Annotated in this window: 21 protein-coding genes; 18 read left to right on the forward strand and 3 right to left on the reverse strand. The window is 70.8% G+C overall.

The annotated features are described in order from the left end of the window. Nucleotides 1–23 precede the first annotated feature (23 nt). From atzF to R0232_RS01730, 15 genes are all read left to right on the forward strand, one after another. A complete protein-coding gene (gene atzF / locus R0232_RS01660) occupies nucleotides 24–1,745 on the forward strand; it encodes an allophanate hydrolase (protein WP_431511052.1) in 1,722 nt (573 codons plus the stop codon). Between the two features lie 38 nt (nucleotides 1,746–1,783). Beyond that, the gene (locus tag R0232_RS01665; protein ID WP_208508769.1) at nucleotides 1,784–2,785 is read left to right on the forward strand and encodes an ABC transporter substrate-binding protein; all 1,002 of its coding nucleotides are present in this window, start codon (nucleotides 1,784–1,786) and stop codon (nucleotides 2,783–2,785) included. 4 nt (nucleotides 2,786–2,789) lie between these two features. After that, a complete protein-coding gene (locus R0232_RS01670; RefSeq protein ID WP_431511053.1) occupies nucleotides 2,790–3,620 on the forward strand; it encodes an ABC transporter permease in 831 nt (276 codons plus the stop codon). Next, nucleotides 3,617–4,450 (forward strand): ABC transporter ATP-binding protein, encoded by an 834-nt coding sequence (locus tag R0232_RS01675; RefSeq protein WP_203203762.1) that lies wholly within the window; start codon nucleotides 3,617–3,619, stop codon nucleotides 4,448–4,450. The genes R0232_RS01670 and R0232_RS01675 overlap by 4 nt, the downstream gene beginning before the upstream one ends. Nucleotides 4,451–4,464: 14 nt before the next feature. Then, a complete protein-coding gene (locus R0232_RS01680) occupies nucleotides 4,465–4,671 on the forward strand; it encodes a DUF4089 domain-containing protein (protein ID WP_431511054.1) in 207 nt (68 codons plus the stop codon). Further along, complete coding sequence (locus tag R0232_RS01685; RefSeq protein ID WP_431511055.1) at nucleotides 4,668–6,095, forward strand: AtzE family amidohydrolase; 1,428 nt, start codon at nucleotides 4,668–4,670, stop codon at nucleotides 6,093–6,095. Before R0232_RS01680 ends, R0232_RS01685 begins: the two co-directional genes overlap by 4 nt. A 22-nt stretch (nucleotides 6,096–6,117) precedes the next feature. Next, nucleotides 6,118–6,504 (forward strand): oxalurate catabolism protein HpxZ, encoded by a 387-nt coding sequence (gene hpxZ / locus R0232_RS01690; RefSeq protein ID WP_431511056.1) that lies wholly within the window; start codon nucleotides 6,118–6,120, stop codon nucleotides 6,502–6,504. A 63-nt stretch (nucleotides 6,505–6,567) separates the two neighbouring features. Next, nucleotides 6,568–7,686: a BMP family ABC transporter substrate-binding protein gene (locus R0232_RS01695; RefSeq protein WP_203203766.1), complete on the forward strand. Its 1,119-nt coding sequence runs from the start codon at nucleotides 6,568–6,570 to the stop codon at nucleotides 7,684–7,686. 25 nt (nucleotides 7,687–7,711) lie between these two features. Further along, nucleotides 7,712–8,788 (forward strand): ABC transporter permease, encoded by a 1,077-nt coding sequence (locus tag R0232_RS01700; protein WP_431511057.1) that lies wholly within the window; start codon nucleotides 7,712–7,714, stop codon nucleotides 8,786–8,788. Next, a complete protein-coding gene (locus R0232_RS01705; RefSeq protein ID WP_057592790.1) occupies nucleotides 8,785–9,708 on the forward strand; it encodes an ABC transporter permease in 924 nt (307 codons plus the stop codon). Before R0232_RS01700 ends, R0232_RS01705 begins: the two co-directional genes overlap by 4 nt. Nucleotides 9,709–9,751: 43 nt before the next feature. Continuing rightward, nucleotides 9,752–10,753: a formamidase gene (locus R0232_RS01710; RefSeq protein WP_431511058.1), complete on the forward strand. Its 1,002-nt coding sequence runs from the start codon at nucleotides 9,752–9,754 to the stop codon at nucleotides 10,751–10,753. Beyond that, nucleotides 10,750–11,460, forward strand: coding sequence for a biuret amidohydrolase (biuH, locus tag R0232_RS01715; protein WP_093344045.1), 711 nt, complete (start codon nucleotides 10,750–10,752; stop codon nucleotides 11,458–11,460). The genes R0232_RS01710 and biuH overlap by 4 nt, the downstream gene beginning before the upstream one ends. Nucleotides 11,461–11,776: 316 nt before the next feature. Continuing rightward, on the forward strand, nucleotides 11,777–13,342 hold the full coding sequence (locus tag R0232_RS01720; protein ID WP_431511059.1) for an ABC transporter ATP-binding protein: 1,566 nt from the start codon (nucleotides 11,777–11,779) through the stop codon (nucleotides 13,340–13,342). A 13-nt stretch (nucleotides 13,343–13,355) separates the two neighbouring features. Then, nucleotides 13,356–14,024 (forward strand): cysteine hydrolase family protein, encoded by a 669-nt coding sequence (locus R0232_RS01725; RefSeq protein WP_431511060.1) that lies wholly within the window; start codon nucleotides 13,356–13,358, stop codon nucleotides 14,022–14,024. Then, entirely contained in the window at nucleotides 14,021–14,824 is an 804-nt protein-coding gene (locus R0232_RS01730) for a GntR family transcriptional regulator (RefSeq protein WP_093344051.1), read from the forward strand. Before R0232_RS01725 ends, R0232_RS01730 begins: the two co-directional genes overlap by 4 nt. 135 nt (nucleotides 14,825–14,959) lie before the next feature. Here the strand turns inward: R0232_RS01730 and R0232_RS01735 are convergent, their stop codons facing one another. Together R0232_RS01735 and R0232_RS01740 are read right to left on the reverse strand one after the other, a co-directional pair. After that, complete coding sequence (locus R0232_RS01735) at nucleotides 14,960–15,922, reverse strand: tripartite tricarboxylate transporter substrate binding protein (RefSeq protein ID WP_208508761.1); 963 nt, start codon at nucleotides 15,920–15,922, stop codon at nucleotides 14,960–14,962. Nucleotides 15,923–15,956: 34 nt separating this feature from the next. Further along, nucleotides 15,957–17,207: a flavin-dependent oxidoreductase gene (locus R0232_RS01740; RefSeq protein WP_208508760.1), complete on the reverse strand. Its 1,251-nt coding sequence runs from the start codon at nucleotides 17,205–17,207 to the stop codon at nucleotides 15,957–15,959. Between the two features lie 72 nt (nucleotides 17,208–17,279). On the opposite strand from R0232_RS01740, the gene R0232_RS01745 reads away from it, so the two are divergent. Then, nucleotides 17,280–18,179 carry a LysR family transcriptional regulator gene (locus tag R0232_RS01745; RefSeq protein ID WP_431511061.1) on the forward strand — a complete coding sequence of 300 codons (900 nt, stop codon included), beginning with the start codon at nucleotides 17,280–17,282 and terminating at the stop codon, nucleotides 18,177–18,179. 1 nt (nucleotide 18,180) lies between these two features. On the opposite strand, the gene R0232_RS01750 is transcribed toward R0232_RS01745, so the two are convergent. After that, the gene (locus tag R0232_RS01750) at nucleotides 18,181–19,086 is read right to left on the reverse strand and encodes a LysR family transcriptional regulator (RefSeq protein WP_261215328.1); all 906 of its coding nucleotides are present in this window, start codon (nucleotides 19,084–19,086) and stop codon (nucleotides 18,181–18,183) included. 155 nt (nucleotides 19,087–19,241) lie between these two features. Here R0232_RS01750 and R0232_RS01755 point away from each other — a divergent pair, with 155 nt between their 5' ends. Both R0232_RS01755 and R0232_RS01760 read left to right on the forward strand, forming a co-directional pair. Next, nucleotides 19,242–20,087 carry a cysteine hydrolase family protein gene (locus tag R0232_RS01755; RefSeq protein ID WP_431511062.1) on the forward strand — a complete coding sequence of 282 codons (846 nt, stop codon included), beginning with the start codon at nucleotides 19,242–19,244 and terminating at the stop codon, nucleotides 20,085–20,087. A gap of 1 nt (nucleotide 20,088) precedes the next feature. Further along, nucleotides 20,089–21,129, forward strand: coding sequence for an ABC transporter substrate-binding protein (locus tag R0232_RS01760; protein WP_431511063.1), 1,041 nt, complete (start codon nucleotides 20,089–20,091; stop codon nucleotides 21,127–21,129). Nucleotides 21,130–21,142: the final 13 nt, after the last annotated feature.

Below are 21,142 nucleotides of genomic sequence, written 5' to 3' on the forward strand. Positions count from 1 at the left end.
TACACAAGTTTGGATGCCTGATCATGGTGCATGACGAGAAAGACCCGGCCGCCGCAGCGTGGATCCTGCGTTTCGCGCAGCCGCTGACGCGCGAGAACGACGACACGCGGGAAGCCACGCCCGCTTCCACCGCCACCCCCGCCCCGCTCGCGGGCCTGCGCTTCGCCGTCAAGGACAACATCGACGTCGCCGGCGTGCCCACCACCGCCGCCTGCCCGGCCTTCGAGCGCCTGCCGGCCGCCCATGCGGCCGTGGTGCAGCGGCTGCTCGACGCCGGTGCGTCGCTGCTCGGCAAGACCAACCTCGACCAGTTCGCCTGCGGCCTCAACGGCACGCGCTCGCCCTATGGCGAGGTCGGCAATGCCTTCGATGCACGCTACGTGTCCGGCGGCTCGAGTTCGGGCTCGGCGCGCGTGGTCGCCACCGGCGAGGCCGACTTCGCGCTCGGCACCGACACGGCCGGCTCGGGCCGCGTGCCCGCGGGCCTCAACAACATCGTCGGCCTCAAGCCCTCGCGCGGGCTGCTGAGCACCGCCGGCGTGGTGCCGGCCGCGCAGAGCGTCGACTGCGTCTCGATCTTCGCGCGCACCGTCGCGCTCGCGGCCGAGGTGCTGCAGGCCGCGCTCGGCTTCGATGCGCGCGATCCCTATTCGCGCGACATCGCGCTCGATGTCGAACCCTTCCCCGCCGCCTTCCGCTTCGGCGTGCCCGACCGCCTCGCCTTCTTCGGCGACACGCTCGCCGAGGCCGCCTTCGCCGATGCGCGCCGCCGCCTCGAGGCGCTGGGCGGCACGGCCGTCACCGTGCCCTTCGCGCCGCTGGCCGAGGCCGCCGCGCTGCTCTACGACAGCGCGCTGGTGGCCGAGCGCTATGCCGCGGTGCGCGCCTTCTTCGACCGCCACGAGGCCGAGGTGGTCGAGCCCGTGCGCGGCATCCTCGCGCAGGGCCGCGGCTACAACGCGGCCGACGTGTTCGAGGCCCAGACCCGGCTGCGCGCGCTCGCGCAGCAGGCCGAGCCGATGTGGCGCGACATCGATGTGCTGCTGGTGCCCACCGCGCCCACGCACTACACGCGCGACGCGATGCGCGCCGACCCGGTGGCGCTCAATCGCAACCTCGGCGCCTACACCAACTTCGTCAACCTGCTCGACTACGCCGCGCTCTCGGTGCCCAGCAGCCTGCGGTCCGACGGCCTGCCCTTCGGCATCACGCTGATCGGCCGCTGCGGCAGCGACCTCGCGCTGGCCGAGCTGGGCCAGCGCTACCACCATGCCACCGGCCTCGCGCAGGGCGCGACCGGCGAGCCGCTGCCCGCGCCGCGGCCGATCCGTGGCCTCGCACCAGTGCCGGCCGCGACGCTGCCGATCGCGGTGGTCGGCGCACACCTCAGCGGCATGCCGCTCAACGGCCAGCTCACCGAGCGCGGCGCCGTGCTGCGCGAAGCGATCCAGACCGCGCCGCGCTACCGCCTGTACGCGCTGCCCGGCACCGTGCCGCCCAAGCCCGGCCTGCAGCGCAGCGCCGAGGGCGGCGCCGCGATCGCGCTCGAGGTGTGGGACCTGCCGCTGGCCGAGGTCGGCGGCTTCCTCGCGCTGATCCCCGCGCCGCTGGGCCTGGGCAGCGTCGAGCTGGCCGACGGCCGCTGGGTGCACGGCTTCATCTGCGAGGGCCATGCGCTGGCCGGCGCCGAAGAGGTCACGCGCCATGGCGGCTGGCGCGCCTATCTCGCGAGCCGCGCCGCCTGAATCCCTGTTGTCTTCGAACCCCGACCGAGGAGTCTTCCATGTCCATCTCCGACCTTCCTTCCACCGCCTCGCGCCGACAGGTGCTGCAGGCCGGCGCCGCCGGCCTCGCGGTGCTCGCCGCGCCGGCGATCGTGCGCGCCCAGGCGGCACCGAAGATCCGCGTCGGCTTCTGGCCGGTGGCCGCGGGCCTGCCCTTCTTCGCGGCGGTCGAGCGCGGATTCTTCAAGGAAGCGGGGCTCGACGTGGAACCGCAGAAGTTCGCGGGCGCGCAGCAGGTGATGGAAGCCATGCTCGCGGGCCGCTGCGACGGCAGCGCCAACGGCACCGGCTCGGCCAACCTCGCGATCGGCGAGATCGCGCAGCCGGGCCTGTTCAAGATCTTCTGCACCAACCCGAGCAACGCGAAGTTCGTGCTCGACGAGTTCATCGTCGCCAAGGACAGCCCGATCAAGGCCATGGCCGAGCTCGCGGGCAAGAAGGTGGCCTCGGGCCCGGGCATCCAGAACGTCACGCTGTGCAAGACCATGCTCGAGCGCGCGGGCGCCAAGGGCGTGTCGGTCAGCGAGCTGCCGATCGGCCAGCACGTGGCCGCGCTGGTGGCGGGGCAGGTCGATGCCTGCTACACGCTCGAGCCCACGGGCACCGTGGGCCGCATGAACGGCACCACGCGCGTGCTCGAGGCCGGCGTGGTCGCGCGCTACATCCTCGGCGACCCGATGGCGCCCTGGCATGGCGGCGCCGCCAGCCTCACGACCGAGTTCCTCAAGAAGAACCCCGACGCCGCGAAGAAGTACATCGCCGCCTATGCGCGCGGCGTCGAGCTGGTGCGCAGCCAGCCCGACGAGGCGCGCCAGTACATGAAGGGCTACACCGCCATCGAGGGCAAGCTCACGGCCGAGGTGCCGCTGGCCTCGTACATGCTCTACAACGAGTTCAAGCCCAGCGACGTCGCCTACTTCCAGAAGTTCTACGACCTGTTCACCGAGAAGGGGATCTTCGAGAAGAAGGTCCTGGTGGACGGCCTGCTCTACAAGGCCTGACGCCATGGTCGACAGCAGCACCACCGCCTCCCCGTGGGCGCCGCCCGCGGGCAACGCCACCGCCTCCGCGGCACCGAAGGCGCCCGCCTGGGAGCGCTGGCTGCCGGCCATCGGGCCGGTCGTCCTGTTCATCGTCTGGGACCTGGTGGTGCGGCTCGGCTTCATCAAGCCGATCCTGCTGCCCTCGCCGGCCGACACCGTGGCCGCGCTCATCACCGGCCTGGCCGGCGGGCCGCTGCTGCTCGACTTCGCCGTCACCGTGTGGCGCACCGTGCAGGCCTTCGCGATCGCCGCCGTCGTCGGCATGCCGCTGGGCGTGCTGCTGGGCAGCAACGAACGCGCCTACCGCAGCGTCGAGTTCCTGATCGACTTCTTCCGCTCCACGCCCTCGTCGGCGCTGATCCCGCTGTTCCTGCTGATCTTCGGCGTGTCCGACATCAACAAGGTGGCGATCGCGGCCTTCGGCGCGCTGCTGATCGTGGTGTTCAACAGCGCCTACGGCGTCATCAACGCGCGCAAGCAGCGCGTGATGGCGGCGCGCGTGATGGGCGCCTCGCGCTGGCAGATCTTCAAGGACGTGCTGGTGTGGGAGAGCCTGCAGCCCAGCTTCGTGGGCCTGCGCTCGGCGGTCTCGATGGCGCTGGTGATCGTGATCGTGGCCGAGATGTTCATCGGCTCCGACAACGGCCTGGGCCACCGCATCATCGACGCGCAGCAGGTGCTCAACGTCAAGAGCATGTATGCCGCCATCCTCGCGGCCGGCGCGCTGGGCTACGTGCTCAACATCCTCTTCCTCGTGGCCGAGCGCCGCATCGTTCACTGGAGCGGCCGATGAAAGCCACGCCCGACATCGTCGTCAACGGCCCGGTGTATGCCGACGTGCCCAAGCCGGTGTTCAAGCCCGGCCCGGCCGGCACCCACATCACGATCCGCGGCCTCACCAAGTACTTCGCGGGCTGGCCGCTGTACGAGAACTTCGACCTCGACATCCCCAAGCACCGCATCGTCTCGGTGTTCGGTCCCAACGGCTGCGGCAAGTCCACGCTGATCAACATGATCGCGGGGCTGATCCCCATCGACAGCGGCGAGATCCTGTTCGACGGGAAACAGCGCAAGGACACCAAGATCGGCTACGTGTTCCAGAACTACCGCGAGGCGATGTTCCCGTGGATGCGCACCATCGACAACATCGCGTATCCGCTGAAGCTGGAAGGCCGCAGCAAGGCCGAGGTCGATCGCCGCATGGAGGAGCTGGTCGCTTCCTTCGACGTCAAGTTCGACCTCAAGCGCTTTCCCTACGAGCTCTCGGGCGGCCAGCAGCAGACCGCGTCGATCATGCGCGCGCTCGCGCCGAACCCCGAGGTGCTGTTCCTCGACGAGCCCTTCTCGGCGCTCGACTTCGAGATGACGCTGTTCATCCGCGAGAAGCTGCAGGAGGTGTTCATGCAGACCGGCACCACCATGTTGCTGGTCTCGCACGACCTCGAGGAGGCGGTGTACCTGGCCGACGAGGTGCTGCTGCTGACCAAGCGCCCGACCAAGGTGGCCGAGATCCTGCGCTATGGCGATGCGCGCCCGCGCACGGTCGAGACGCTGAGCACCGAGAGCTTCGTCGCGATGAAGAAGCTCAGCCTCGACATCTTCCAGCGCGAAGTGCGCCGTTGAGAGGAGACGACGCGATGACCCCCGAACAGATCGAACGCCACGTCGACGCGGCCGCGGCCGCGCTCGGCCTCCCGCTCTCGCCCGCGCACCGCGAGGGCGTGCTGCGCTACTTCGCGCTCGCGGCCGGCTTCGCGGCCACCGTCGAGGCGGTGCCGCTGTCGGTGCACGACGAGGCGGCGGTGCAATTCGTTCCGGTCGCGCCTTCGGAGGCCGGCCGATGAACGCCGCCAGCCTGATCGCCAGGGACGCGAGCGCCATGGTCGAGGCGGTGCGCCGCGGCGAGGTCAGCGCCAGCGCGCTGGCCGAAGCCAGCCTCGCGCGCATCGAGGCCACCGACGGCCGCGTCAACGCCTTCACCGCCGTGCTGCGCGAACGCGCGCTGCGCCGCGCCGCGCAGGTCGATGCCTCGCTGGCTTCGGCCACGGCCGAGCGCACGCGCGAACTGCCGCTGCTCGGCGTGCCCTTCGCGGTCAAGAACCTGTTCGACATCGCGGGCATCGCCACGCTGGCCGGCTCGAAGATCGAGCGCGAGGCCGCGCCCGCGAATGCCGACGCGCTGCTGGTGCGCCGGCTCGAGCGCGCGGGCGCGGTGCTGGTCGGCGCGCTCAACATGGACGAGTACGCCTACGGCTTCACCACCGAGAACAGCCACGAGGGCCCGACGCGCAATCCGCACGACCTCTCGTGCATCGCGGGCGGTTCCTCGGGCGGCTCGGGCGCGGCCGTGGCCGCGGGGCAGGTCGCGCTCACGCTGGGCTCGGACACCAACGGCTCGATCCGCGTGCCGGCCTCGCTGTGCGGCGTGTTCGGCCTCAAGCCCACCTTCGGCCGGCTGCCGCGCAGCGGCAGCTATCCCTTCGTCTCCAGCCTCGACCACCTCGGGCCCTTCGCACGCTCGGCGCGCGATCTCGCGCTGGCCTACGACGCGATGCAGGGGCCGGAGGATCCCGCCGGCCGGCGCGACCCCGGCTGCACGCAGCGCGCGGTCGAACCGGTGGCGCCGCTGCTGGTGCGCGGCACGCAGGGTTTGCGCATCGGCGTGCTCGGCGGCTACTTCCGTGCCAATGCGGGCGCCGAGGCCAACGCCGCGGTCGACCGCGTGGCCGATGCGCTGGCCGCGCACGCCAGCGTCGAGCTGCCGCTGGTCGAGGCCGGCCGCGCGGCCGCCTTCCTGATCACCAACGCCGAAGGCGCGGCGCTGCACCTCGACGACCTGCGCCGCCGCGCGCACGACTTCGAGCCGCTGTCGCGCGACCGCTTCCTCGCGGGCGCGCTGCTGCCCGCCGCCTGGATCGCGCGCGCCCAGCGCGTGCGCCGCGTCTATGCCGAGGCGGTGGCGCGCGTGTTCGGCCGCTTCGACGTGCTGCTCGCGCCCGCCACGCCGAGCGCCGCCACGCCTGTGGGCGCCGAGCGCTTCGAGATCAACGGCCAGAGCCTGCCGGTGCGGCCCAACATGGGGCTGCTCACCCAGCCGATCTCGTGCATCGGCCTGCCGGTGTGCAGCGTGCCGGTGTGGGGCGCGCATGCGCGGCTGCCGATCGGCGTGCAGCTGATCGCCGCGCCCTGGCGCGAAGACCTCGCGCTGCGCGTGGCCGCGGCGCTCGAGGACGCGGGCGTGGCGCGCGCGCCCGTGGCCACCCTTTGACGACCGACGGACACCCCGCTTCATGACCACTCCCGAGATCAACCTGCCCGACGTGCTCGCCGAAGTCGAGGCCGTGTTCGCGCGCTACGAGCACGCGCTGGTGAACAACGAGGTCGAGGTGCTCGACGAACTGTTCTGGAACAGCCCGACCACGCTGCGCTACGGCGCGACCGAGAACCTCTACGGCTACGAAGAAATCCAGGCCTTTCGCGCATCGCGCCCCGCGCAGGGGCTCGCGCGCGAGCTGCTGCGCGTCGTCGTCACCACCTACGGCCGCGACTTCGCGACCGCCAACTGCGAGTTCCGCCGCGAAGGCAGCGAACGCACCGGCCGCCAGAGCCAGACCTGGATGCGCACGGCCGATGGCTGGCGCGTGGTCGCCGCGCACGTGAGCCTGCTCGGCGCCTGAGAACACGTTCCGACGCAGGGCCCATTTCTTGCACCCCCACCTCCACCCTCCCGAAAGCACAGCATGACGAGCCAACCCAATCGCCGCGATTCCCTCAAGACCCTGGCCGCCCTCGGCGCGGCCGGCACCCTCGGTGCGCTGAGCCCCTTCGCTCGCGCGCAGGCCAAGCCGCTCACCGTCGGCGTGATCTACGTCGGCGCGCGCGACGACTACGGCTACAACCAGGCGCACGCGCAGGCCGCGGCCGAGATCAGGAAGCTGCCCGGCATCAAGCTGGTGGAAGAGGAGAACGTGCCCGAGACCGCGGCCGTGCAGAAGACCATGTCGGGCATGATCGCGCAGGACGGCGCCAAGCTGCTGTTCCCGACCTCCTTCGGCTACTTCGATCCGCACATCCTGGCCGTCGCGCCCAAGAACCCCGACGTGCGCTTCTCGCACTGCGGCGGCCTCTGGACCGAGGGCAAGCATCCGAAGAACGTCGGCAGCTTCTTCGGCTACATCGACGAGTGCCAGTTCCTCAACGGCGTGATCGCCGCCCACATGACGAAGAGCAACAAGATCGCCTTCGTCGCGGCCAAGCCGATCCCGCAGGTGCTGCGCAACATCAACGCCTTCACGCTCGGTGCGCGCTCGGTCAAGCCGAACATCACCTGCAGCGTGATCTTCACGGGCGACTGGTCGATGGCCGTGAAGGAGGCCGAGGCCACCAACAGCCTGGCCGACCAGGGCTGCGACGTGTTCACCATGCACGTGGACGGCCCCAAGGTGGTGGTCGAGACGGCCGCCAAGCGCGGCAAGATGGTCTGCGGCTACCACGCGAGCCAGGCCAAGCTCGCGCCGAATGCCTACCTCACGGGCGCCGAGTGGAACTGGCTCACCGCCTACAAGACCGCGATCGAGGCCGCGCAGACCGGCAAGCCGCATCCCAACTTCCTGCGCGGCGGCCTCAAGGAAGGCTACGTGAAGATGTCGGCCTACGGCCCCATGGTCCCGGACGCCGCGAAGAAGCAGGCCGACGACATCAAGGCCAAGATGATCGCGGGCACCTTCGACATCTTCAAGGACGGCATCAAGGACAACAAGGGCGCGGTGGTGGTGCCCGCGGGCAAGGTCCTCAAGCAGACCGACCTCGAGCTCGAGAAGATGAACTACCTGGTCGAAGGCGTGCTCGGCTCAGTTTGAGCGCAGCGCCGTCCATCGCATCGCCATGCGCAACGCGCTCAAGGAATTCGCCCTCCCGGTCTTCGCCATCGCGGCGGCGCTGCTGGTCTTCGGCCTGGTCGTCGCCTTCGCGGGCGTCGATCCGGTGGAGGTCTGGACCACGCTGTTCAAGGGCGCCTTCGGCGACTGGTTCTCGTGGCAGAACACGCTGCAGCGCGCGGCGCCGCTGATGCTCACGGCCCTGTGCGTGGCGCTGCCCGCGCGCGCCGGGCTGATCGTGATCGGCGGCGAGGGCGCGCTGGTGTTCGGCGGCCTGGCCTGCGCGGCGCTCGCGCACGCGCTGCCGCTGCCTTCGGGCGTGGCCGGCATCACGCTCCTGTGCATCGCGGGCGCGGCCGTGGGTGCGCTGTGGATCATGCTCGCGGGCTGGCTGCGCCAGTACCGCGGCATCAACGAGACCATCAGCAGCCTGCTGCTGGCCTACATCGCGATCGGCATCTTCAAGCACCTCGTCGAAGGGCCGCTGCGCGATCCCGCGAGCCTCAACAAGCCCTCGACCCACACCTTGCCCGACGGGCTGCTGATCGGCGGCATCGGCGGCTCCGACGTGCACTGGGGCCTGGTGGTCGGCATCGTCGCCTGCCTCGGCCTCGCGGCCTGGCTGCGCGCCACGCCCTCGGGCTTCTCGGTGCGCGTGGTGGGCGGCAACCCGCGCACCGCGCAGCTCGTGGGGCTGCCGGCCACGCGGCTGATCCTCGGCGCCTGCGGCCTCGGCGGCGCCTGCGCGGGCGTGGCCGGCGCGATCGAGGTGGCGGCGGTGCACACCAACGCCAACGCCTCGCTGATCGCGGGCTATGGCTACGCGGGCATCCTCGTTTCCTTCATCGCGCGCCACAACCCCGCGGCCATCGTGCCGGTGGCGATCCTGTTCGGCGGCTTCGGCGCCGCGGGCAGCCTGCTGCAGCGGCGTGTCGGCCTGCCCGATGCCTCGGTGCTGGTGCTGCAGGGCATCGCCTTCGTGCTGATCCTCGCGAGCGAGGGGCTGCGCACGGTCAACTGGAAGAAGTTCGGCGATCGCATGCTGCCCGAGGCCAAGAGCTACGACAGGAGTTCCGTCGTATGACCGCAGACCAATGGATCGCGCTCGTGGCCGGCATCGTCGGCGGCGCGCTGCGCGTGGGCGCGCCCTTTCTGTTCGTGAGCCTGGGCGAATGCCTCACCGAGAAGTCGGGCCGCATCAACCTCGGCCTCGAAGGCGTGCTGGTGCTGTCGGCCATGGCGGCCTTCGGCGGTGCCTACCTCACCGACTCGGCCTGGCTCGGCGTGCTGATCGGCGCGACGGCGGGCGCGGCGCTCGCGCTGCTGCACGGCCTGCTGTGTTCGCTCGACCGCGTCAACGACGTGGCCACCGGCATCGCGCTGATGCTGCTGGGCACCGGCCTGGCGTTCTACCTCGGCAAGCCGCTGATCCAGCCGCAGGCGCCGCAGATTCCCGCGATCCCGCTGGGCTTCTGGAGCGACAACCCGGTGGTGCGTTCGGCGCTGCAGCTCAACGCGCTGGTGCCGGTCGGCCTGGCGCTCGCGCTGCTGCTGTGGTGGGGCTTCGCGCGCACGCGCATCGGCCTTTTGGTACGCATGGCCGGCGATTCGGCGCAGGCCACGCGCGCGCTCGGCTATTCGGTCTCGGGCCTGCGCATCGCGGCCACCACCGCGGGCGGCTTCATCGCGGGCCTCGGCGGCGCCTCGCTCACGCTGTTCTATCCGGGCAGCTGGAACGAGGGCATCTCCAGCGGCCAGGGCCTGATCGCGGTGGCGCTGGTGATCTTCGCGCGCTGGAGCCCGCTGCGCTGCGTGGGCGCGGCCTTCCTCTTCGGTGGCGCGGGCGCCATCGGTCCCGCGCTGCAGTCGATCGGCATCGGCTGGGGCTACCACCTCTTCAACACCGTGCCCTACGTGCTCACGCTGGCGATCCTGGTGCTGACCTGCCGTCCCGGCAGCGCGGCCGCGGGCAGCCCCGGCGAGCTGTCGGCCACCAGGAACTGAGCTTCGACATGACCCCTGAACCCATCACACAAGGACATCGCCCATGAGCGGCCTCGGCGGACTCAACAAATCGGCCAACGGCGTCGTCGTCGGCCTGGTGCAGCTGCAGCTGCCGAACGTGAAGACGCGCGCCGAGCTCGCGGCCCAGACCGCGCGCATCTGCGAGCTGGTGGGCAAGGCGCGCCGCAACCAGTCGACCATGGACCTGGTGGTGTTCCCCGAGTACGCGCTGCACGGCCTCTCGATGGACACCAATCCCGAGATCATGTGCACGCTCGACGGCCCCGAGGTCGCGGCCTTCAAGCGGGCCTGCATCGAGCACCGCATCTGGGGCTGCTTCTCGATCATGGAGGCCAACCCGCGCGGCAACCCCTACAACAGCGGCCTGATCGTCGACGACCAGGGCGAGATCCGGCTCTACTACCGCAAGCTGCATCCGTGGGTGCCGGTCGAGCCCTGGGAGCCCGGCAACCTCGGCGTGCCGGTGTGCGACGGCCCCAACGGCAGCAAGCTCGCGCTGATCATCTGCCACGACGGCATGTTCCCCGAGATGGCGCGCGAGGCCGCGTACAAGGGCGCCGAGATCATCCTGCGCACGGCCGGCTACACCGCGCCGATCCGCCATGCCTGGAAGATCACCAACCAGGCGAACGCCTTCTGCAATCTCGCGTACACGGCCAGCGTGTGCCTCAGCGGCAGCGACGGCAGCTTCGACTCGATGGGCGAGGGCATGTTCTGCAACTTCGACGGCACGGTGCTGGTCGAGGGCGGCGGCCGCGTCGACGAGATCGTCACGGCCGAACTGCGGCCCGACCTGGTGCGCGAGGCGCGCACCGGCTGGGGCGTGGAGAACAACATCTACCAGCTCTACCACCGCGGCTACGTGGCGGTGAAGGGCGGGGCGCAGGACTGTCCCTACACCTACATGCGCGACATGGCCGCGGGCACCTACCGCCTGCCCTGGAGCGCCGAGGTCAAGGTGACCGACGGCACGCCTTGCGGCTTCGCGCCGCCCGAACGCAGCTACGCAGGACCCGAGCAATGAGCACCACCGACACCGCCGCCGTGCAGCGCCACGTCGCGGCCGAACCCTATGCCTGGCCCTACAACGGCCAGCTTCGGCCCGACAACACGGCGCTGATCGTGATCGACATGCAGACCGACTTTTGCGGCAAGGGCGGCTATGTCGACGTGATGGGCTACGACCTGTCGCTGGTGCAGGCGCCGATCCAGCCGATCGCGCGCACGCTCGCGGCGCTGCGGCCGCTGGGCTATCACGTGATCCACACGCGCGAGGGCCACCGGCCCGATCTCGCCGACCTGCCGGCCAACAAGCGTTGGCGCTCGCGCCAGATCGGCGCCAACGGCGTGGGCATCGGCGACGACGGTCCCTGCGGGCGCATCCTGGTGCGCGGCGAGCCGGGCTGGGAAATCATCCCCGAGCTCGCGCCGCTGCCCGGCGAGACCGTGATCGACAAGCCCGGCAAGGGCTCGTTCTATGCCACCGACCTCGAGCTGATCCTGCGCACGCGCGGCATCGAGAACCTGATCCTCGCGGGCATCACCACCGACGTCTGCGTGCACACCACCATGCGCGACGCCAACGACCGCGGTTTCGAATGCCTGTTGCTGTCGGACTGCACGGCGGCGACCGACCATGGCAACCATCTCGCGGCGCTCAAGATGATCACGATGCAGGGCGGGGTGTTCGGGGCGCATGCTTCGTCGCAGGCTTTGCTGGCGGCGTTATGAGCGCGGGTCATTCGGTTTGTGTCACGGGGACTGGCTTTCGACGGCCGGGGCGCGATCACGCCACTGGGGTGCCTTGCTCCGCGAATGTCCCCCGGCCTTCGGCCTCCTCCTTGATTTCGCTGCGCAAGGCACCCCAGCGACGTGATCGAGACGCGCACGGGTCGAACCGGCCGCACCACCGCTGCGCTTCTCGTGCACAGGGCGCCGGGTGCTCCCCGCAGCGAAATCAAGGAGGAGCCGAAGGCGGGGGACATTCGCGGAGGGGAGTACCCGGCGCCCTGTGCACGCGCCCCGAACGAAACCTCGGAGCACAAACATGAGCACCCACGCCATCGGCGGCCTCCCCCCAGGCACCGGCGCGCTCGCGCTCGACACCTACCGCCTCACCAAGCGCTTCGGCGCCTTCACCGCGATGGACAGCGTGACCCTGCGCGTGGAACCCGGCAGCGTGCATGCGCTGCTCGGCGAGAACGGCGCGGGCAAGAGCACGTTGGTCAAATGCGTGGCCGGCTTCCAGCGCGCGGAGGAGGGCAGCATCCTGATCGACGGCCGCGAGCAGGACATCGCCAACCCCATCGTCGCGCGCGCGCTCGGCATCGGCATGGTCTACCAGCACTTCACCCTGGCGCCGGGCATGACCGTGGCCGAGAACTTGCTGCTGGCCGGCGGCCGCACGCCCGCGGTGATCGACTGGAAGGCCAAGCGCGCCGAGCTCGAGGCCTTCCTCGCCACCACGCCGTTCCGCCTCGACCTCGATGCGCGGCCGTCCGAACTGGCCGCGGGCGAGAAGCAGAAGCTCGAGCTGCTCAAGCAGCTCTACCTGAAGCCGCGCCTGCTGATCCTCGACGAGCCCACCTCGGTGCTCACGCCGCAGGAGGCCGACGAGGTGCTGGGCCATGTGCGCGAGTTCGCGCGCAGCGGGTTGTGCACGGTGCTGATCATCACGCACAAGTTTCGCGAGGTCATGGCCTATGCCGACGGCGTGACGGTGCTGCGGCGCGGCAAGGCCGTGCACCACGGCCGCGTGGCCGACACCAGCCCGGCGCTGCTCGCCGCGACCATGATGGGCGCGCAGCAGACCGCCGCGGCCCCGGCGCAGGCCGCTGCCTCCACCCGCCGCGTGCCGGCCGCCGATGCGCCCGTCGCGCTCGAGGTCGAGGGCCTGCGCGCGCTCGGCGACCGCGGCACGCTCGCGCTGCACGACCTGAGCCTGTCGGTGCGCGCGGGCGAGATCGTCGGCGTGGCCGGTGTCTCGGGCAACGGCCAGCGCGAACTGGTCGAGGCACTGGTCGGCCAGCGCCCGCGCCTCGCGGGCCGGGTGTGCGTGATGGGCACGCCCTACCGCGCAAGCCGCGCCGAGAACCGCGAACTCAAGGTGCGCAGCCTGCCCGAGGAGCCGTTGCGCAATGCCTGCGTGGGCGACTTGAGCGTGGCCGAGAACATGGCGCTGCGCGACTTCGACCGTCTGCCGCTCGCGGCCGGCGGCCTGCTGCGCTTCTCGCGCTGGCGCGCACGGGCGCGCGAATGGATCGCCGAGTACGGCGTGAAGACCCAGGGCGAAGGCGCCCCCATCCGCAGCCTCTCGGGCGGCAACGTGCAGCGCGCCGTGCTCGCGCGCGAGCTCGCGGGCGATATCAACGTGCTGATCGCGGCCAACCCCGTGTTCGGCCTCGACTTCGCGGCCGTGGCCGAGATCCATGCGCGCATCGTGCAGGTGCGCGAGAAGGGCGGGGCGGTGCTGCTGGTCAGCGAGGACCTCGACGAGCTGCTCGAGCTGTCGGACCGCATCGTCGTCATGAGCGAGGGCCGCGTGGTCCACGAGACCGCCGCCGCGGGCGCCGAGCGGCACGTGATCGGCGCGCACATGGGCGGCGGCCACTAGAAGGACATCGAACATGCAGATCGCACAGGCCCTGCCTTTCCCCTACGACTTCGACCCAAAGACCACCGCGCTCGTGCTGATCGACATGCAGCGCGACTTCATCGAGCCCGGCGGCTTCGGCGAGACCCTGGGCAACGACGTCTCGCTGCTCGAGGCCATCGTGCCGGCCACGCAGCGCGTGCTCGCCGCCTGGCGCGCGGCCGGCGGCCTCGTCGTCCACACGCGCGAGGCGCACCGGCCCGATCTCTCGGACTGTCCGCCGGCCAAGCGCAACCGCGGCAATCCCACGCTGCGCATCGGCGACGAGGGGCCGATGGGCCGCATCCTCGTGGCCGGCGAGCCCGGCAGCCAGATCATCGAGGCGCTCGCGCCCGTGGCCGGCGAGATCGTGATCGACAAGCCCGGCAAGGGCGCCTTCTATGCCACCGAGCTGCACGAGCTGTTGCAGGCGCGCGGCATCACCCACCTGCTGTTCGGCGGCGTCACCACCGAGGTCTGCGTGCAGACCAGCATGCGCGAGGCCAACGACCGCGGCTACGACGGCCTGCTGCTCGAGGACTGCACCGAGAGCTACTTCCCGGCCTTCAAGGCCGCCACCGTCGAGATGGTGCGCGCCCAGGGCGGCATCGTCGGCTGGACCGCGACCGGCGGCCAGCTCATCGAAGCGCTCGGCGGCGCATGAAGCGCGCCGCAGCGACTACCATTCGCCCCGTGTCGACCATCGCCCGTCCCCGCCACGGCACCGAAGCCGCCGAACCCAGCGCCCCCGCGTCCACGCCCGTGGCCGCCGACGCGGTCGTGTTCCGCACGCGCGCCGACGAGGTCTATGCGCAGCTCAAGCGCGACGTGGCCGAGTTCATCCTCGTGCCGGGCGACCGCTTCACCGAGAACGAGATCAGCGATCGCCTCGGCGTCTCGCGCACGCCGGTGCGCCAGGCGCTGTTCCGGCTGCAGCAGGAGGGCTTCGTCGAGGTGCTGTTCCGCAGCGGCTGGCGCGTGCTGCCCTTCGACTTCGAGCAGTTCGAGCAGCTCTACGACCTGCGCATGATCCTGGAGACATCGGCCGTGCACCGCCTGTGCGAGGCCGACCGCCGCGTCGACCGCAGCCTGCTCGACGAGCTCGCGGCCATCTGGCTGGTGCCCGCCGCGCAGCGCAGCACCGACATGGCGCAGGTCGCGGCCTGGGACGAGGCCTTCCACTGCTCGCTGGTGGCGGCCGCGGGCAATGCCGAGATGGCGCGCGTGCACCGCGATGTCACCGACCGCATTCGCATCATCCGCCGCCTCGACTTCACGCAGCAGCCGCGCATCGACGCCACCTACGACGAGCACGCCAAGATCCTCAAGGCCGTGCGAGCCAACCGCGGCGACCAGGCCGCGATGCTGCTGCGCGCCCACATCGAGACCAGCCAGGCCGAGGTGCGCAAGATCACGCTGCACCAGGTGCACCTGGCGCGGCACGCGGGGCGCGCGCCGCGCTGAGGGTATTTGCCCCTTCCCCCTCTGGGGGAAGGTCGGGATGGGGGCACCGGGCGGTCGATGAGGCCGCGACCCTGTCCACCGCCGCATGCCCCCACCCCAGCCCTCCCCCAGCGGGGGAGGGAGCAAGACGCCGACTCAATCGGCCGTGATGTTCCCCTTCTTCACCACCGCCGCCCAGCGCTGCGCATCCTTCTGGATCAGCGTGCCGAACTCCGCCGGCGTCGAGCTCGCGGGCACCATGCCCTGCGACTCGAAGGACTTCGCGACCTCGGGCGACTTCAGCACCGCGGCGATCTCCTTGTTGAGCCGCGCCACCACGTCGGCCGGCGTGCCCTTGGGCGCGAGCACGCCGTACCACATGTCGACGTTGTCGGCGGTCACGCCGGCCTCGGCCAGGGTGGGCACGTCGGGCAGCTGCGGCAGGCGGTGGCTGCTGCCGGTGGCGAGCGCCTTGAGCTTGCCGGCCTGGATGTGCTGCAGCGCCACGTGCACCGGCAGGAACATCGCGTCGATGCGCCCGCCGAGCAGGTCGGTGACGGCGCCCGCGGTGCCCTTGTAGGGCACGTGCAGCAGCTCGGTGCCGGTGCCCTGCATCAAGAGCGCCATCGACAGGTGGTGCGGCGTGCCGACGCCGGGCGTGGCGTAGGTCAGCTGGCCCGGATGCGACTTGGCCGCGGCCACGAGCTGCGCGAGCGTGGTGGCCTTCTGCGTGTTCGGGTTGGTCACCAGCAGCAGCGTGCCCCAGGAGGTCAGCGACACCGGCGTGAAGTCGGCCACCGGGTCGTAGGCCAGCGTCTTGTAGAGGCTCTTGTTCATCACCAGCGTGTTGACCTGCACCATCAGCGTGTAGCCGTCGGGCTTGGCGCGCGCCACCTTCTCGCTGCCGATGTTGCCGCTGGCGCCGGCCACGTTCTCCACCACCACCGGCTGGCCCAGCGCCGCGGGCAGCCGCGCCGAGAGCTGGCGCGCGATCAGGTCGATGCCGGTGCCGGGCGTGTAGGGCACGACCAGCGTCACGGCCTGGTCGGGCCAGGCATGGGCGGCCATGGCGCTGGCGGCGGTGAGCAGGGTGGCGAGGGTCTTGGTCAGAAGGCGCATGGTGTCTCCGGGTGCATGTTCTTGTGGGATGGGTTCAAAGGTACGAGGCGCGCTGCTTGAGCGCGGCCGGGTCGTAGCCGGCCACGCGCTTGTAGTGGTCCGAGATCGCCTGCAGCTCCTGCTGCGTCACGATCTCGTCGAGCTTGTCGAAGCGCTTGCCGCCCGAGCGCTCGAACACCTCGCGCAGGATGGTGTCGGGCGGGTTGCTGCGGTTGGTCAGCACCACCTCGGTGGTGGCCTTCACGCGCACCCGGTCGTAGCTCTCGAGCGCGGCCTGGCCGACGCCCTCGCGCTTCATCGCGCCCGCGAGAAAACGTGCGTCGATGATCGCCTGGCCCGCGCCGTTGGAGCCGCGCGGCACCATCGGGTGCGCGGCGTCGCCCAAGAGCGTGAGGCGGCCGTGGGTCCAGCGCGGCAGCGGGTCCTGGTCGACCATCGGGTACTCGAGGATGGTGTCGGAGGCCTGGATCAGCGCCGGCACGTCGAGCCAGTCGAAGTGCCAGTCGGCGAAGGCGGGCAGGAAGTCCTCGAGCCGGCCGGCGCGGCTCCAGTCGCGCATCGCGGGCTGCGGCGCGTGGATCTCGGCCACCCAGTTCACGAGCTGGCGGCCCTGCGCATCGATGTCGTTGCGGATCGGGTAGATCACCATCTTGCCGACCGTGAGCCAGCCCGCGCGCACCATGCTTCCGCCCGACAGGAAGGGCTGCCACGCGGCCGTGCCGCGCCACATGTTGATGCCCGAGTAGCGCGGCGCGCCCTCGTTGGGATAGAGCTGCTTGCGCAGCGCCGAGTGGATGCCGTCGCAGCCGATCGCCACCGCGCCGCGCACCGGCGCGCGGCCGTCGGCGAAATGCACCGTCACGCCCGCGTCGTCCTGCTCGACGCCGGTGCAGCGGTGGCCGCAGCGCACGCTGTCGGGGCCGAGGCGCCTCAGCGTCTCCTCGAGCAGCACGGTCTGCAGGTCGCCGCGGTGGATCGAGTACTGCGGCCAGTCGTAGCCCGCATGCCGGCCCGCGGGTTCGCGGAACACCAGCTGGCCGTGCTCGGTGAAGAACACGGCCTCCTGCGTGCGCACGCCGACCCGGTCGAGCGCCTCGAGCAGGCCCAGCTCGGACAGCTCGCGCACCGCGTGCGGCAGCAGGTTGATGCCCACGCCCAGCGGGCGCAGCTCGGGCACGGCCTCGTAGACGCGGCAGGCGATGCCGGCCTGGTGCAGGCTCAGCGCGAGGGTCAGGCCGCCGATGCCGGCGCCCAGGATGATGACTTCGTTGGATGCGGTGCTCATGGGGGCCGTATTGGGACCTGAAACGAGCCATAGGGGAAATTTAGATGTGATATGGATTTATCATGAATCCTTATGAACCTGAGCACGCGCCAGATGCGCGCCTTCCTGCAGGTGGCGCGCATCGGCAACTTCACGCGCGCGGCCGAGCAGGCGCACATCACCCAGGCCGGCCTGAGCATCCTGATCCGCGAGATGGAGAAGCAGCTCGGCTGCCGCCTGTTCGACCGCACCACGCGCATGGTGAGCCTCACGCCGGCCGGCCGGCGCCTGCTGCCGGTGGTCGAGCGGCTGCTGACCGATCTCGACGACGTGGCGGCCGAGCTCGGCGCCGAGGGCGACGCGGCGCGCCAGACCCTGCGCATCGCGGCCACGCCGCTGGTGTCCTCGCACCTGCTGCCCTGGGTCTTCGCGAGCTTTCGCGAAGCGCATCCGCAGGTCGCGCTGCGGCTGTTCGATGCCGACCTGCGCGACGTCGAGGCGATGGTGGAGGCGGGCGATGCCGACCTCGGCCTGGGCTTCTTCTTCAGGGCCGCGCCCGACCTCGACCGCACGCCCGTGGGCCGCTTCGAGCTGATGCGCGTGACGCAGGCCGCGGCCGACGGCGAGCCGGTCGGCAGCGCGCCCTGGTCGGCGCTGCGCGGCGCCGCGCTGATCGGCCTGCCGCCCGGCAACCCGATCCAGAAGGTGATCGACCGCCAGCTCGGCGAGATGGGCCTGGCCGACGCACAGCGGCCCGCCTTCAACTTCTTCGGCACGCTGATCTCGATGGTCGAGGCCGGCTTCGGCACCGCCGTGATGCCCACCTTCGCGCTCGCGGCCTGCCGCCGCCACCGCGTGCGGACCGACGTGCTCGTGAAGCCGCGCGTGGGCATGGACTTCTTCCGCGTGACCAAGCGCGGCGCGCACGAGACCGAGGCGCTGCGGGCCTTCAGCGAGACGCTGATGAAGGCGCTGCCCGCGCTGTCGCGCTGATTCAGTCCAGCGCCGCCAGCCGCTTCCCCAGGAACTCCGCGAACGCATAGGCGATCACCGGCAGCTGCCGCCCGCGCAGGTTCGCGAGCACCAGTTCGCCGCGCGGAAAGCCGCGGTCCTCGATCTCGCGCACCACCACCTCGCGGTCGTCGGGCAGGGCGCCGATCGCCATCTGGAACGAGATCGAGCGGCGGTCGTAGACGCAGCCGCGCAGGAACTCGAAGCTGTTGCTCTCCACCATCGCGTCGATGCGTATCGAGCTGCGCGCGAGGAAGCGCTCGATCAGCTGGCGCCCGCCGGTGTCGCGGTTGGGCAGCACCACCGGGTACTCGGCGCAGTCGCGCAGCCGCACGCCGGTGGCCGTGCCGGTGGCGATCGCCAGCGGATGGCGCGCATGCATCAACGCCATCAGCCGCTGCTCGACCGAGGTCAGGCGCTCGATGTCGCTCTCGGGCGCGAGGTTGAACACCAGCGCGAGGTCGGTGCCGAAGCTGCGCAGCGCCTCGGCGGCCTGCACGTGGTCGCCGATGCGCACCTCGAAGGCCACCAGCGGATGGCTCTGGCGGAAGTCGTGGATCGCCGCGGGCAGGAAGCGCGGCGCCAGCGCCTGGCTCGCCACCACCCGCACCGTGCCGCGGCGCAGCCCCTTGAGCTCCTCGATCTCGGAGCGCACGCGCTCGAGGTCGGCCGCGCGGCCGCGCACGTAGCGCATGAACAGCTCGCCCGCGGTGGTCAGCCGCATGCCGCGCGGCAGCCGCTCGAAGATCGGCGTGCCGAGCTCCTCCTCGATGTCCTGGATGCGGCGGTTCACGGCCGAGGGCGCGACATGCAGCCGTTCGGCGGCCTGGCGGATCGAGCCCGCGCGGGCGACCTCGTCGGCATAGCGCAGGAATCGCAGGTGGTTCATGGCGGATCGTCGTGTGGAGGGTGTGGCCGCGGGCGATTGCACGATCCGGGCCAGTGGCGGCACAGGGCCTGCGTTGCCGTTGCGGCAACGCAGGGTCCGCGAAACGGTATGGATTCGGAGCACCTCCTGGCACGGTGACTGCGTGGTGGTCGGGCATGAAACGCCCATCGCCGTCCCCACGCACCAAAGACGCACAGCCAGCGCGCTTCGGCCCCGCCGCGCACAACGCCTGGACGCTCGACGCGCAGGGCGTGAGCCTGGTGCGCGCACCAAGGCGGCCCGTTCCGGTGCGCATCGATGCGCAGCCGCAGCCGGTGCGCTTCGACCTCGCGCGCAGCGCGCTCGTGGTGGTCGACATGCAGAACGACTTCTGCCATCCCGAGGGCTGGTTCGCGCAGAAGGGCCTGGGCACCAAGGCCGCGCGCAAGCCCATTCCCGTCATCGCGCGCCTCTTGCCCGCCTGGCGCGCGGCCGGCGGCGCGGTGGTGTGGCTCAACTGGGGCATCCGCGCCGATGCGCGCAACCTCAGCCCGACCATCCATTTCAAGGGCAAGCGCAGCGCCGACGGCGTGGGCTATGCCGAGCGCTCGCCGATCGACCGCGGCCCCTCGCTGGTGCGCGGCGAGTGGGGCGCGCGCGTGGTCGACGAGCTCGAGGTCGCCGCCTCCGACATCACCGTGCACAAGCATCGCCTGAGCGGCTTCTGGGACAACGAGTTCGACAGCCTGCTGCGCCAGCAGGGCATCACCACCTTGCTGTTCGCCGGCATCAACACCGACCGCTGCGTGTTCTCCACGCTGCAGGACGCGGCCTTCCTCGGCTACGACTGCGTGCTGCTGAAGGACGCCTGCAACACGCCGTCGCCGGCCTACGTCACGCGCGGCATCCATTTCATCGTGCAGCAGCTGCACGGCTTCGTCGCCACGGCCGAAGCGCTCATGGCCTCGCTGCCGAAGCGTTCGCGCCGCACCGCATCCACCCCGTCCCACCAGGAGTCCTGACATGTCCCTCTTCCGCCTTCCCATGCCCGCGCTGCTCTCGGCCTGCGCGCTCGCGCTGGCCGCCACCGGCGCCGCCGCCCAGACCTCCGTCAAGATGGTCCTCAACTGGAAGTACGAAGGCGCGCAGGCCTGGTTCTTCACCGCGCAGGACAAGGGCTACTTCAAGGCCGAGGGGCTCGACGTCGAGATCGACCAGGGCGAGGGCTCGGCCGCCTCGATTCCGAAGGTGGCCGCGGGCGCCTACCAGGCCGGCTTCGGCGACGTGAACGCGCTGATCGACCTGGCCTCCAAGCGCCCGGCCGATGCGCCGGTGGCGGTCTACATGCTCTACAACACGCCGCCCTTCACGCTGGTGGTGAAGCAGGACAGCCCGATCCGCACGCCCAAGGACCTCGAGGGCAAGACCATCGGCGGCCCGGCCAACGACGGCGCGCTCAAGCTGTTCCCGGCCTTCGCGAAGATCGCCAACGTCGACCCCGCCAAGGTCAACATCACCAACATGGCGCCTAACCTGCGCGAGCAGATGCTCAGCCGCGGCCAGATCGACGCCGCCTTCGGCTACGTGACCACCGTGAGCTTCAGCGCCAAGGCCATGGGCCTCGATCCCGCGAAGGACCTGCGCTTCATCCGCTACGGCGACCACGGCATGGACCTGTATTCGAACGCCGTGTTCTTCTCGCGCGCCTTCGTGAAGGACAACCCGAAGGCGGTGCAGGGCTTCGTCAAGGCGCTCAACCGCGCGATCAAGGACGTGATCGCCGATCCCGATGCCGGCGTGGCCGCGGTGATGAAGCGCGAGCCGCTGCTCAAGCGCGAGGTCGAGAAGGAGAAGCTGCTCGCCACCCTGCGCAACGACATGAGCCATCCCGAGATCGCGCGCATCGGCCTGGGCGACATCGACGAGGCACGCATGCAGCGCGGGATCGAGATCGTGGCCGATGCCAACAAGCTGCCGCGCAAGCCCACGGTGGCCGAGGTGTTCGACCGCGGCTTCCTGCCCGCGCGCGCCGAGCGGCCCTCGAGCCTGGACCGCCAGCCCTGAACCCCCGCCACAA

The organism is Variovorax sp. DAIF25, assembly GCF_050711835.1.
Lineage (GTDB): Bacteria > Pseudomonadota > Gammaproteobacteria > Burkholderiales > Burkholderiaceae_C > Variovorax.